The 13056-nt window shown below is 63.3% G+C and carries 11 protein-coding genes; 9 read left to right on the forward strand and 2 right to left on the reverse strand.

The window, feature by feature from the left end:
• Nucleotides 1-246 precede the first annotated feature (246 nt).
• The 8 genes from mtnA (at nucleotide 247) to FJ319_07845 (ending at nucleotide 9960) form a co-directional block, all read left to right on the forward strand.
• Nucleotides 247-1254, forward strand: a complete 1008-nt coding sequence (mtnA, locus tag FJ319_07810; protein MBM3934192.1) for an S-methyl-5-thioribose-1-phosphate isomerase — start codon at nucleotides 247-249, stop codon at nucleotides 1252-1254.
• Entirely contained in the window at nucleotides 1247-2110 is an 864-nt protein-coding gene (gene mtnP / locus FJ319_07815; GenBank protein MBM3934193.1) for an S-methyl-5'-thioadenosine phosphorylase, read from the forward strand. The genes mtnA and mtnP overlap by 8 nt, the downstream gene beginning before the upstream one ends.
• Nucleotides 2111-2238: 128 nt before the next feature.
• On the forward strand, nucleotides 2239-2592 hold the full coding sequence (locus tag FJ319_07820) for a rhodanese-like domain-containing protein (GenBank protein MBM3934194.1): 354 nt from the start codon (nucleotides 2239-2241) through the stop codon (nucleotides 2590-2592).
• 153 nt (nucleotides 2593-2745) lie between these two features.
• Nucleotides 2746-3699 (forward strand): sugar kinase, encoded by a 954-nt coding sequence (locus FJ319_07825; GenBank protein ID MBM3934195.1) that lies wholly within the window; start codon nucleotides 2746-2748, stop codon nucleotides 3697-3699.
• A 113-nt stretch (nucleotides 3700-3812) separates the two neighbouring features.
• Complete coding sequence (locus FJ319_07830) at nucleotides 3813-5093, forward strand: adenosylhomocysteinase (GenBank protein MBM3934196.1); 1281 nt, start codon at nucleotides 3813-3815, stop codon at nucleotides 5091-5093.
• Between the two features lie 139 nt (nucleotides 5094-5232).
• Nucleotides 5233-6462 carry a methionine adenosyltransferase gene (locus FJ319_07835; protein MBM3934197.1) on the forward strand — a complete coding sequence of 410 codons (1230 nt, stop codon included), beginning with the start codon at nucleotides 5233-5235 and terminating at the stop codon, nucleotides 6460-6462.
• Between the two features lie 314 nt (nucleotides 6463-6776).
• Entirely contained in the window at nucleotides 6777-7946 is a 1170-nt protein-coding gene (locus FJ319_07840) for an aminotransferase class V-fold PLP-dependent enzyme (GenBank protein ID MBM3934198.1), read from the forward strand.
• A gap of 592 nt (nucleotides 7947-8538) precedes the next feature.
• Nucleotides 8539-9960, forward strand: coding sequence for a phosphoglucomutase/phosphomannomutase family protein (locus tag FJ319_07845; GenBank protein MBM3934199.1), 1422 nt, complete (start codon nucleotides 8539-8541; stop codon nucleotides 9958-9960).
• 195 nt (nucleotides 9961-10155) lie between these two features.
• Here the strand turns inward: FJ319_07845 and FJ319_07850 are convergent, their stop codons facing one another.
• Together FJ319_07850 and FJ319_07855 are read right to left on the reverse strand one after the other, a co-directional pair.
• Nucleotides 10156-10500 (reverse strand): hypothetical protein, encoded by a 345-nt coding sequence (locus FJ319_07850; GenBank protein MBM3934200.1) that lies wholly within the window; start codon nucleotides 10498-10500, stop codon nucleotides 10156-10158.
• Nucleotides 10501-10544: 44 nt separating this feature from the next.
• The gene (locus FJ319_07855) at nucleotides 10545-10760 is read right to left on the reverse strand and encodes a hypothetical protein (protein MBM3934201.1); all 216 of its coding nucleotides are present in this window, start codon (nucleotides 10758-10760) and stop codon (nucleotides 10545-10547) included.
• Nucleotides 10761-10917: 157 nt separating this feature from the next.
• Between FJ319_07855 and FJ319_07860 the strand changes: the two genes are divergently transcribed.
• Complete coding sequence (locus FJ319_07860) at nucleotides 10918-12642, forward strand: Gfo/Idh/MocA family oxidoreductase (GenBank protein ID MBM3934202.1); 1725 nt, start codon at nucleotides 10918-10920, stop codon at nucleotides 12640-12642.
• Nucleotides 12643-13056 lie beyond the last annotated feature (414 nt).

Here is a 13056-nt window from a genome sequence, read left to right on the forward strand (position 1 = left end):
GTACCTACGGCCGCCATCCATTGACACTGCCTGTCATGGGCCGTAACATTAATCTTGTCGTTACGACAATCGTCTGTCCTGCTGTAGATCATCAGCCCAGCGCCCCCATGTCCAAGCCGCCCGCAGCATGACGACCATTCACCTGAACTTCTCTGGACAAGGGGAGTTCTCTTTGTGAAAACGAGATAGTTGTCCAACACCGGCCCAACAGTAATACGGCCCCTGTACTGGCGCGATGGAAAGGTGATGCTGCTCGACCAGACGCACCTGCCTTCAAGCGAGGTGTGGCTGGAGCTTGCCGACTACCGCGCAGTTGTCGAGGCGATCAAGCACATGCGGGTCCGAGGCGCGCCCGCGATCGGCATTGCCGGCGCATACGCCGTGGTGCTCGCCGCCGGTGAGCTCACGGACTACACCCCAGACGAGTTCCAGGTGCGCCTCAAGGCGGCCGCGGATGTGATCGCAAACGCGAGGCCGACCGGCGCCAACCTCGCCTGGGCGGTCCGCCGCATGATGGCGCACGCCCACGTGGTCACCTCACCCAGTTCTGCGGAGAAGCAGCTCCTGGCTGAAGCCCTGCGGATCCATGAAGAGGATGAGAAGGCTAACCGCCGCATGGGCAAGCTTGGCGCGGACCTGCTCCCACAGGGCGCCGGCGTGCTCACACACTGCAACACCGGAGCGCTCGCCACCGGGGGCCATGGCACAGCGCTTGGCGTTATCCGCAGCGCGTGGGAAGCCGGCAAGCTGGGGCACGTGTACGCCACGGAGACGCGGCCCCTCCTCCAGGGCGCGCGCCTGACGGCCTGGGAGCTTATGCACGACCATATCCCGGCGACGCTGTTGCCGGACTCCGCCGCCGGCCAGCTCATGCGGCAGCGGAAGGTGCAGGCCGTGATCGTAGGCGCGGACCGAATAGCGGCCAACGGCGACACCGCAAACAAGATAGGCACCTATAGCCTGGCCGTGCTGGCGAAGGAGCACGGAATACCTCTCTATGTGGCGGCACCCTTCAGCACAATCGACCTCACCCTCTCGTCCGGAGAAGGGATAGTCATAGAGGACCGCTCGGCCCGCGAGGTAACGCACTTCGGCGGGTACAAGTCCGCGCCGGACGGCATAGCCGTGATGAACCCGGCGTTCGACGTGACTCCGAACGACTATATCGCGGCAATAATCACTGAGCTTGGCGTGGCCAGGAAGCCGTACACCACCGGCCTGGCGAATCTCAAAAAGGCGCATACACATGGCTGAAGTCAAGCTGGCGTTCATTGGCGGCTCCGGCCTCTACAATATGGAGGCGCTCACGGACAAAGAGGAGCGCGCCATAAAGACCCCGTTCGGTGAGCCGAGCGACAAGGTTGTCATCGGGACCCTGTCGGGTCATCGCGTGGCGTTCATCCCCCGCCACGGCCGCGGCCACCGGTACTCCCCTTCGGAGATACCGGCGCGGGCAAATATCTACGCCCTCAAGACCCTGGGCGTGGAAAGGCTGGTCTCCATCAGCGCCGTCGGCAGCCTGAAGGAAGAGGTCCGGCCGCTGGACATGCTGGTGCCGGACCAGTTAATCGACCGGACCCGCGGCTTCCGTCCGAGCTCGTTCTTCGAAAAGGGCATCGTGGCCCATGTCGGGTTCGCTGACCCCTTCTGCCCTCAGCTACGGGCGTCCCTGCACGCCACGTCCGAGAAGCACGTTGCGACCCACAACAGCGGCACATTCGTCGTCATGGAGGGGCCCCAGTTCTCAACCCGCGCGGAGTCCGAGCTCTATCGCTCGTGGGGCGCGAGTATTATCGGCATGACCGCGCTGCCCGAGGCGAAGCTGGCCCGCGAGGCGGAAATCTGTTACGCCACCCTTGCGCTGGTCACCGACTACGATTGCTGGCGCCAGGGCGAGGAGGTAGTTTCCGTCGAGCTGGTCGTCGCCAACCTTATGAAGAATGTCGCCAACGCGCAGAAGATCGTCCAGGACCTGGTTGGCGCTCTCCCGGAGAAGCGAGACTGTACCTGCGGCGCCGCGCTCGAGAACGCGATCATCACCGGGCGAGAGCACCTGAGCAAGGAGACCCGGACGCGGCTCTCGGCGATTATTGGGAAGTACGTGAAGTGACAGCCGGCAGTCAGCAGTGAGTAGTCGGCAGTCGGCCGAAGAAACGGCAGTAAGACAAAAGGCCGGGGAACGAGTATCATATACAACCGGACTTCGGATTGGCCCAGGCAGGGCCGGAGGTTAAGATAATGCCCAGAAGAGAGCCAGGAGAGCCGTATTACAGGCTCACAGTGGATGAGGCCGGTAAGATGCACGGCAAGCCGGACACGATGTTTATCGACGTCCGCAAGCCGGACGAATACCGGTCCGGACACGTCAAGAACGCAACGCTCATCCCCGTGGATGACGTGCTCGCAAAGGTAGACGACCTCCCCAGGGACAAGAACCTGGTGTTCATCTGCGCGGTGGGCGCAAGGAGCGGGCTCGCCTGCGAGATGGCGGCAGCCATGGGGCTGGACCAGGAGAAGCTCTTCAGCGTGGACGGCGGAACGCCCGTCTGGATACAGAAGGGTCTGCCGACGAGCCGGGGCAACGAGCCGTAAGAGAGAAAATCAAGCGCAGAGTGCGCAGAGTTTCAGGACGCAGAGAAACACAAGGAGAAAGTCAATGAACAAGTCGAAGCGAAGGGCCTGGGAGAAGCATCGCAAGACCCAGAAGAGGATTAAGGCCAAGCGCAAGGCCGAGAAGGCGTAGGCATGTCCGTACTCGTCGTTGGGTCTGTCGCGTACGATACTGTCAAGACTTCCGCCGGGGAGCGCGTGGACGCCCTGGGAGGGTCAGCGACGTTCTTCTCCGTATCCAGCAGCTACTTCACACCAGTGAGCCTTGTTGCGGTTATCGGAGAAGACTTCCGGAAGCACGACATCGACCTGCTCAAGTCTCACGGCGTGGAGACCGCTGGCCTGGAGAAAGCGACGGGGAAGACGTTCCGGTGGTCCGGCGTGTACGGCGCCGAGGACGTTAACACACGCACGACGCTGGATACCCAGCTCAATGTGTTCGCCAACTTCAAACCCAAGCTTAACCCGGACCACAGGAAGCACCAGTACCTTTTCCTCGCGAACATACACCCTGCCCTGCAGCTCGATGTGCTGGGCCAGATGGCGTCCCGCCCCAAACTTGTGGCGCTGGACACGATGAACTTCTGGATAAGCGGCGAGCGGCAGGCGCTGGGCAAGGTCGTCCAGAAGGTTGACGTGCTGTTCATGGACGAAGGAGAGGCGCGCAGCTTCTCCGGGGAGGCGAACCTCCTGAAGGCTGCGAAGCGCATCATCTCCATGGGCCCGCACACGATGATCATCAAGCGCGGAGAGCACGGCGTGCTGGTGTTCCGGAAGGACTCCATCTTCGCCGCTCCGGCGTTCCCTCTGGAGACGGTCGTGGACCCCACGGGCGCGGGCGACTCTTTTGCCGGCGGTTTCATGGGCTATCTTGCCGCCACCGGCGACCTGAGCGCGAACGGCTTCCGCCGCGCGGCGATCCTGGGCTCCGTGATGGGCTCGTTCGCCGTGGAGAGCTTCAGCCTGGACCGCATTCACACCCTGACGAACAAAGATATTGAGTCACGTTTCAGGGGCCTCTCGTCCCTGACGCAGTTCACGCCGCTTTCGGCCGGCGAGAGCCTGCCGTGGCGGAAGAATGGTAGTTAGTAGGGCAGAACAGCCGTAGCCCTCACCCTTTGGGTCAAAGCACCCAAAGGCCTCTCCCTCGGGGAGAGGAGGAAGACCACAACACGATCGATTCCGTCCCCAGGAGGACCGTTTTGGCGACCAAAACAACGAAGTCGTACAAGGGCGACGTTAAGGACCTTGGACTCGCGGCCGACGGCGTTCGGCGCATCCAGTGGGCCGCGCGAGAGATGCCGGTGCTCAGGCAGATCGGCGAGCGGTTCTCGAAGGAGAAGCCGCTCAAGGGCATTAGAATGGCGGCTTGCCTGCACGTCACGTCGGAGACGGCCAACCTGGCGATCGCCCTCAAGCAGGGCGGCGCGGACGTGGCCCTGTGCGCCAGCAACCCGCTGAGCACGCAGGACGACGTGGCGGCGGCGCTGGTTGCTGAGTACGGCATCCCCACATTCGCCATCAAGGGCGAGAACAACGAGACCTACTACAAGCACCTTAACGCGGTAGTAGACGTCAAGCCGCAGATAACGATGGACGACGGCGCTGACGTTGTATCGGCCCTCCACACGACCCGCAAGGAGGCGCTCAAGGACATCGTCGGCGGCACCGAGGAGACGACGACCGGCGTCATTCGCCTCAACAGCATGGCCAAGAGCGGGACGCTCAAGTTCCCTGTCATCGCTGTCAACGACGCTCTCACCAAGCACCTGTTCGACAACCGCTACGGCACCGGCCAGAGCACCATCGACGGCATCACCAGGGCGACGAACGTCCTGTGGGCCGGCAAGAAGGTGGTCGTTGCCGGTTACGGCTGGTGCGGCAAGGGCGTGGCGATGCGCGCCAAGGGCCTCGGCGCCAGCACAATCGTCACCGAGGTGGACCCCATCCGCGCCCTCGAGGCTGCGATGGACGGCCACCTGGTGATGTCGATGGACGAGGCAGCGAAGGTCGGTGATATCTTCATCACGCTCACTGGCGGCATGAAGGCGATCGACAAGAAGCACGTTGAGGTGATGAAGGACGGCGCGCTGATCGCGAACAGCGGCCACTTCAACGTTGAGATCAACATCCAGGCAATGGAGGAGCTTGCGGACAGCAAGCGGCAGGCCAAGCCTTATGTGGATGAGTACCTGATGGGCAATGGAAGGCGCATCTACCTGCTGGGTGAGGGCCGCCTTATCAACCTGGCCGCCGCTGAGGGCCATCCCTCCGCGGTCATGGACATGAGCTTCGCCAACCAGGCGCTTTCCGCCGAGTACATGGTGGAGAACGCACACAAGCTGGAGAAGAAGGTCTACTCGGTGCCGGCCGAAATCGACAAGGAGATCGGCCGCCTCAAGCTCCAGGCCATGGGCATCAAGATCGATGTGCTCACCGAGGAGCAGGATAAGTACCTGGCAAGCTGGGAGATAGGCACCTAAGCCTTGATTTATTCCGGCAAACAGGTAAATCTCAATAGTGGTTTTGCGGCCCTCCGGGAGGGCCGGAGCAAGTCTGAACGCGAGCGCGTGAGGCGGCGGCGCCGGTCATGCGCGCGTACCCAGGGAGGGTCCTTTTCATATGCCGTCTACGTTCTCCACTTCCCCTAAATACCTGTACACGTCCGAGTCCGTGACAGAGGGGCACCCCGACAAGCTTTGCGACCAGATTTCCGACTCCGTGCTCGATGCGCTCATCGCCATCGACCCCATGTCCCGCGTTGCCTGCGAGTCGGCGACAACCACCGGCCTCGTTGCCGTGATCGGCGAGATCACGACGAACGCCAGGGTGGACATGCAGGCGATCGTCCGCAACGCCATCAAGGAGGCCGGCTACACGGACCCCGCGTACGGCTTCGACTACCAGTCGTGCGGGGTGATGGTATCCATTGGCCAGCAGTCGCAGGACATTTCCGGCGGAGTGACAAACTCCCTCGAGACCCGCGGCAACAAGGACGGCAAGTACGACGAGGTTGCGGCCATCGGCGCCGGAGATCAGGGCATGATGGTCGGATTTGCCTGCAATGAGACGCCGGTGCTCATGCCGATGTCCATCTACCTGGCGCACGGCATCTGCCGCCGTCTGGCAGAGATGCGCAAGAACAAGACCCTCAAGTACCTGCGGCCGGACGGCAAAGCGCAGGTTACGGTTGAGTACTCCATGGGCGTGCCAAAGCGCGTCCACACAGTTGTAGTCAGCACGCAGCACAGCCCGGACGTCGACCAGGCTACCATCCGCAAAGACGTCATCGAGCACGTTGCAAAGCACGTCATCCCAGCCAATCTGCTGGACAAGGACACCGTCTTCCACATCAACCCGTCCGGCCGCTTCGTCACCGGCGGCCCCGTCGGCGATGCGGGCCTGACCGGCCGCAAGATCATCGTGGACACGTACGGCGGAGTTGCCCGCCACGGCGGCGGCGCGTTCTCCGGCAAGGACCCCACAAAGGTGGACCGCTCGGCCGCTTACGCCGCGCGCTACGTGGCGAAGAACATCGTCGCGGCCGGCCTGGCGGACAGGCTGGAGATCCAGATCTCCTATGCCATCGGCGTCGCAAAGCCGGTGTCCGTAGCCGTCGAGACGTTCGGCATGGGCAAAGTGCCGGACAGCACAATCGTGGACCTGGTCAACAAGAACTTCGACCTGCGCCCGGGCGCGATCATCCGCGACCTCGGCCTGCGCCGGCCGATCTACAAGCAGACGGCCACCTACGGCCACTTCGGCCGCAACGACCTGGACCTGCCCTGGGAGCGCACGGACAAGGCAGCGCTGCTCAAAGCAGAGGCGTTCGCAAAGCCGGTGAAGGCGTAGGGATTAAGAGCAGAGGGCGCTGAGGGAAGACGCAGAGTTTAAGAGATTTATTAAGTGAGGCCCCGAGATTTCGGGGCCTCGCTGACTTATTTTCTCCCCCTCGATGGGGGAGATGTCGCCGCTTTGGGCGACAGAGAGGGTGATTGGGGTGGTAGCGTGGCGGTGTCTTCGTTTTCGTAGTGGCGGACTGCGTCCGCTGGGTTGGGTACGGAGAGGGAGGACAAGGCAAGCATCCTCTCCCTCCCCCTCCATCGAGAACCCTCGATAGGCCCGGGTATCATTTAGCCGCATCCATCCCCCGGAGGTACCCCACCGTGGCCCCATCGAAGTCCGCAGTCGCGCTTGAGAATCTGAGGAAGCGCGGCGCCGTCTACGGCAGGCTCGGCATAAAGCCGGTCATCAACGCGTTCGGCACCGATACGAAGCTCGGCGGCTCGATTATGGAGCCGGAGACGGCGGCGGCCATGGCCGAGGCGAGCAAGGTGATGGTCCACATGCACGAGCTGGTGGAGAGGGCGGGTGAGGTTATCGCAAGGCACACCGGCGCCGAGGCGGGGCTGGTGACGGCGGGCGGCGCGGCGGCGATGGTGCTGCAGGCGGCGGCGTGCATGACCGGCAATGATCCGGGCAAGGCGCTTCAACTGCCGGACACGACGGGGATGAAGAACGAGTTCGTCATCAAGAAGATGCACACGCACAAGTACGTGCAGCAGTGGCGTGAGGCGGGCGCGAAGCCGGTGTGGGTGGGAGACGAGAAGGGCGCGACTCCCGCGCAGATCGAAGCCGCCATCGGCCCCAACGCCTTCGGCCTCGCCTTCATCGCATCGCGCGCCCTGCCCGACTCCTTCGACGGGCTGGACGTGATGGTCAAGATCGCCCACAAGCACGGCCTGCCGATCATGGTGGACGCGGCTGCGATGCTCCCGCCCGTGGAGAACCTCCGCCGCTTCATCGACCACGGCGCGGACATGGTCTCCTTCAGCGGCGGCAAGGCGATCCGCGCGCCGCAGTCGAGCGGCATCCTGGCCGGACGCAAGGACCTGATCGCGGCGGCGTCTCTCAGCAACAGCCCCAACCAGGGCGTCGGGAGACCCACAAAGGTGTGCCGCGAGGAGATCGTCGGCCTCGTCACCGCCCTTGAGAGCTACGTGAAGCGCGACCACGCCGCGGACATGCGCCGCTGGCGGCAGCTAGACCAGGTGATCATCGACGCGATCAGCGAGATCCCCGGCGTGACCGCCCGAATCGACCAGCACGATTGGACCGCGCCGGTGCCGGAGGTATCGGTGAGCTTCACCCCGGAGTGGCGCGGCCCCAAGCCGCAGGAGGTCGTCGCGGCGCTGGCTGCCGGCGACCCTGAGATCATCGTCGCGCCCGCCAAGCGTCCCGGCGAGGCGTTCTTCATCAACCCACACGGCTTCCTTGACGGCGAGGCGGAGCTAGTGGCGGAGCGCGTGCGCGCGGTGCTGGAGAGGAAGAGGTAATCCGAAGACATCTCTCCGCCTGCCCCAGAATTCCCCGCCGGGGTATGGGGTACAGCCCCGATTCGATGACTCATCGGGGTCCAGAGCGAGGTACGAGGTACGGTCAACAGCCGAGCAGACAGTCACCCTCATCCTTCGGCCAAAGCGCCGAAGACCTCTCCCGTCGATGGAGAGGTAAGAAAGGGACAGGCAGCCACCTAACCCCTGCCGCTCCCTCAGATTCGCTACGCTCTTACGGGACCTGCGACTCGGAGGGAAGGGGTTCTGAGGCAGGCGGCTATGCCGCCTGAACGGGAGTCTGAGGGCGGAGCCCTCAGGGATTTATCCCCTCTCCCCTCTCAGGGGAGAGGGCTAGGGAGAGAGGTAGGGGTCTGGGGCGGAGCCCCAGATTCCTAATTGTTTTTCCCCTTCCGCCGAAGGCAGGAAGGGGTCAGGGGATGGTCCGAGGACATCAGGCAGGTGCGAGTCCCGTTCGCCGCAGACGAGCCTGTCCACGCGCCAGCGACGGCCATTCGGACGCTGCAACGTCGCCCTCTCGCACCATTCCCGTTGTATCATCATAGCTACACAGTACACCCCAGGAGCACCATCCATGCCAATCAAGTTCGGCACAGACGGCTGGAGAGCTATCATTGCCGAGGACTACACCTTCCAGAACGTCCGCTACTGCGCCCAGGCAACGGCCGAGCTCATGAAGGCCCAGGGCAACGGCGACAAGGCGCTCGTCATCGGCTACGACACGCGCTTCGCATCAGAGGACTTTGCGAACGCGGTGGCGGAGGTGGCGGCTGCCAACGGCATCAAGGTGCTCCTCGCCGACCGCGCCTGCCCAACACCTGTGGCCAGCTACAACCTGGTGGCGCGGAAAGCGGCGGCGGGGGTGGTGATCACCGCCAGCCACAACTCCGGCATCTGGAACGGCTACAAGGTGAAGCCCCACTACGGCGGCAGCGCGTCGCCCGAGGTCGTGGCGGAGCTAGAGAAGCTCATCGCTAAGGTGGAGTCCACCGGCAAGGTAAACCGCATCCCCATGGCGGACGCGACTTCGAAGAAGCTCGTCGAGAAGTTCGATCCGGAGCCGCTCTACCTGAGCAACATCGGGAAACTGGTCGACCTGGACGGCATCAAGCGCTCCGGGCTTAAGATTATGGTGGACTCGATGCACGGCGCCGGGTCCGGCTACTTCAAGAAGCTCGTGGCGGGCGGCAAGACGCAGGTTGCGGAGATTCGCGCGGACCGCAACCCGGCCTTCCCCGGCATGGTGCAGCCGGAGCCGCTCGAGCACAACCTGAAGCAGCTCATGGCCGAGGTGCCCGCCCAGAAGGCGAGCGTCGGCGTAGCGACGGACGGGGACGCGGACAGGCTGGGAATCGTGGACGAGAAGGGCAACTTCGTGACGACGCTCCAGGCATTCGCCCTGCTCTGCTACCACCAGCTCGAGGTGCTCAAGAAGCGCGGCCCGCTGGTGCGCTCCATCACGATGACGAGCATGGTGGACCGCCTGGGCCAGATATACGGCGTCCCGGTCTTCGACACGCCCGTCGGCTTCAAGTACCTGGGGCCGATCATGATGAAGGAGGACGCGCTGCTGGCAGGCGAGGAGAGCGGCGGCTACGCCTTCCGCGGCAACATCCCGGAGCGCGACGGCATCCTGAGCGGCCTGATGATCCTGGACCTGATGGTCAAGACCGGCAAGTCGGTGTCGGATCTGCTGAAGGCGCTGAGCGACAAGGTGGGCCCGCACTACTACCACCGCATCGACCTCAAGTTCGACGAGGCCAAGCGCGTGGACATCCTCTCGAAGGTGAAGGCCGCCCAGCCCAGGGCCGTCGCCGGCCGCGCCGTATCGAAGATAGACACGCGCGACGGCTTCCGCTACGTCCTCGACGGCGGCTACTGGTCGCTGGTGCGCTTCTCCGGCACGGAGCCGCTCCTGCGCGTCTACGCGGAGGGGGAATCGCCGGAGCAGGTGACGAAGATGCTGGAGGAGACGCGCGCGCTAGCGGGGGTGTAGGCCTCGCGCGCTACGGCGCCGCGCCCATATCGACGCCAGCAGAAGCGCCAGCGCGAGAGCGGCGAAGGGCGGACCCGATAGGGCCGGCACCGCGCCGAGAATCCCCTGCCCTTTGGCCTCGGGCCCGTCGATCACTTCCACGGTCTCATCTACGTTCACGCTTGCGCCGCCGGCTGCCCTGCGCGCATCGATGATTTAAATAGACTCATTGACCGCGACGTTTCGGCCGGACAGAGCAGTTTGACTGTCTTGAGCGCCGACGCTAACGGTCACCTCTATCAGACGGGCGGGGCCCAGCCGGCTTGCGTCGGTCACTCCAATCGTCTCGGACTGGTTGATCTCGGCGCCCCGCCTGACAATCATCGTGTCCGCTACGCCCACCGATTCGCTCAGCACGATATCGGCCTGTGGGCGCACAACGTTGCCATCGGATACGCCTACCGTCTCGAACACCTCGATCAGCACGTCGTCGCCCTCAGCAACTGCGCGCGACGGGTTGGCCGCGGCCCACAGAGAGACCGCGCCGACCAATAGCGTCACGGCAGCCGTTTTTACAAATCGTCCCACAGGCGACACCTCAGGTACTAGGGGAACGATATCGAGACGCGGACCGTGACGTGCTGGCCCTCAATCAACTCGACCGGAGCCGGCAGCGTAGCCGACGTAAACTCGCGCGATTCCTGGGCCTGGTCAAAAGTGCAACTGTTCGGCGCCACGGTACCGGCGCAAACCCACGCTGTAGTTTGCACGAAGTCGATTACCCCGTCGGTCAAAGCGAACGCCGAGCCATTCAGGACCATAGTCCGCCCCAAATTGCTGTTGCTAACTGTCAGGGTTTCAACGATTTGTGTGCCAGGGGTAGGGACCCCGAGGGTAGGCTCCACGAGAAAACATGCAGACGGCTCGGTCCCTCCGGGCACCTCGACCAAACAAGGTCCACCGCTACCGGTTTCACCAATGGCGACGGCCCACCTCCCCTGGCTCCGGACCCTGCTCAGGACCGCCACGAGATGGCTCGCCCCGGTGTCAGGGTACAGGGCGTTTTCGAACTCGACCACCCTGGCAAGTGTGCCATCAGGGTTCGAGACCTCGATGACCCAGTCGCCGTGCACCTGGATGCCCTCCGCCTGGCCGTCGGACGGCGAGGTGGCGGCAGACCGCTCGGTGGAGGCCAACTCCGCCTCCGACAGTCTGGCGTCGCCGGACGTCACTGCCGCAGCCGCAGGAGCGTCGTCCTGCGCCAAATTCCATGCCGCGCCCGCTATGACCGCCAGCACCGCAACGCCAACAGCGACGGCCCCAGCCCACCTGACCCACCCTCTGGAAAGGTTCAGACCGCGCATCGTAGCCTCCGTTGACAAAGAAGAGTGTTACCACGCGAGAGTGCCGCAAAGGCACCCACTATCGTCGATCTCCGGAAGGAAATATTCAGGAATTCGTCACTGTAAATCCCAAAACGTACGTTCATTGTCCGTATGGCAAGCTGCTTACCGCACCATGAGCGCGTTGATGTACTATTGTCCTCAGCTAATTTTCAGGAGCGTTGCTTTGGCAGAAAACGAGAAGATATACCCGTTCCGCGTCGGCGTTATCGGAGCGGGGTTGAAGGGCTTCGGCCATGCGAACGGATACGAGTGGCACCCGAGGACCAAGGTTGTGGCCATTGCCGACACGGACGCGGAGAACCGGCAGAGGTTCATGGACGCATTTGGCGTTCCGGGCTACAGCGACTACAAGGAGATGCTGGCGAAGGAGAGGATCGATATTGCCGCGCCCATTCTACCGGTCTCACCCAACCCGCCGGTGGTCATCGGATGCGCGCAGGCGGGCGTGAAGGCTATCTATTGCGAGAAGCCGATCGCGGCGAAGCTCTCGGACGCGGACGCGATGGTTGAGGAGTGCAAGAAGCGTAACATCCCCTTCGCGGCAGGCGACGCGTACATCAACATGCCGCAGCACTGGAAGGTGCTGGACCTTATCAAGTCCGGCGAGCTCGGCCACGTGCAGTCAATCAACCTGTACCAGTCGACCATCGAGATTTCCGGCGGCGGGTGCCAGGGCCTCAGCGCGCTCCGGATGTTCGCGGGCTGGTCGGACATCGACTGGCTGACCGGCTGGGTCTCCGGCGACCCCTGGAGCAACGACGATCAGAACATGGGTGGAGTGGTTTGGTTCGCCAACGGCGTCACGGGGTTCATCCATAACAGGCAGACTCCGCGCGACGGCCTTGAGGTGCTGTGCGAGAAGGGTGTGTACTTTACCGATTGGAACAGCGGCCACCTGTATTGCGGCCCGGCGCAACGCAAGTCCTGGGCGCGCGAGCACGAGGATACGCACTTCTTCGACGAGTTCGGCGGCACGGAAGACTGGATGTCTCCCGGCGGCACTCGGCAGAAGGGCGGGATAGTCGCCATCGTGGACGCGATCGAGAAGGGCATCGAGCCGCGCTGCAGCGGCGACAACCTCCGCAAGGTGCTGGAGATCGCCATCGCTCTGCGAGAGTCGGCCCGCCGCGGCCACGCGCCGGTGAAGCTGCCGCTCGAAGACCGCGGCCTGGCGCTCTACCCCATGAAGGACAGGATGCATAGCAAGAAAGAGGCGCTCGGCCGGGAGTGGTACGACCCTGCCTATGCAAAGGCAAGCGTGAAGAAGGACCTGAGGAGCCAGAAGGACAAGGCTTAACGCACGGGCGCCGCAGTCATTTCGACGACGCCCGGGGAGGAGAAATCTGAGCGGTCGCGTTCAGTGGCGCCTGTAACAACGCGCTTCATGCTTTGCCACCCTGAGCGTCAGCGAAGGGTCTAAGAGCGCGCCTGCGAGAGATGAGTATTATCTCCAGGAACGCCCGTAGACCCTTCGCTGACGCTCAGGGTGGCAAGGGTTGGTTATGGCTAATACAAGCCGTTGCTTCCTCTATCGCCCTGGATTTCTGCTCGGAGCACTGTCCTGAGGCCCTGCGAAGGAACGTATCGAAATGGGCATATTTGCAGAAAATGTGTGATCCTATGGACTGGCAACGGCTTTGTAAGGCGGCTACCATGGTTTTGAAAAATCATCAAGTTTTTGAGGAGTGCCCATGGCCCCCAAAAACGGTGT

The organism is SAR202 cluster bacterium (assembly GCA_016872355.1).
In the GTDB taxonomy this organism is placed as follows: domain Bacteria; phylum Chloroflexota; class Dehalococcoidia; order Lucifugimonadales; family VGZY01; genus VGZY01.

Bases quoted from the DNA above. Each gene is read 5' to 3' on its own strand.
- mtnA (MBM3934192.1), top strand. From the start codon at position 247: ATGCTGCTCGACCAGACGCACCTGCCTTCAAGCGAGGTGTGGCTGGAG.
- mtnP (MBM3934193.1), top strand. From the start codon at position 1,247: ATGGCTGAAGTCAAGCTGGCGTTCATTGGCGGCTCCGGCCTCTACAAT.
- FJ319_07820 (MBM3934194.1), top strand. From the start codon at position 2,239: ATGCCCAGAAGAGAGCCAGGAGAGCCGTATTACAGGCTCACAGTGGAT.
- FJ319_07825 (MBM3934195.1), top strand. From the start codon at position 2,746: ATGTCCGTACTCGTCGTTGGGTCTGTCGCGTACGATACTGTCAAGACT.
- FJ319_07835 (MBM3934197.1), top strand. From the start codon at position 5,233: ATGCCGTCTACGTTCTCCACTTCCCCTAAATACCTGTACACGTCCGAG.
- FJ319_07845 (MBM3934199.1), top strand. From the start codon at position 8,539: ATGCCAATCAAGTTCGGCACAGACGGCTGGAGAGCTATCATTGCCGAG.
- FJ319_07855 (MBM3934201.1), bottom strand. From the start codon at position 10,760: ATGGTCCTGAATGGCTCGGCGTTCGCTTTGACCGACGGGGTAATCGAC.
- FJ319_07860 (MBM3934202.1), top strand. From the start codon at position 10,918: ATGGCGACGGCCCACCTCCCCTGGCTCCGGACCCTGCTCAGGACCGCC.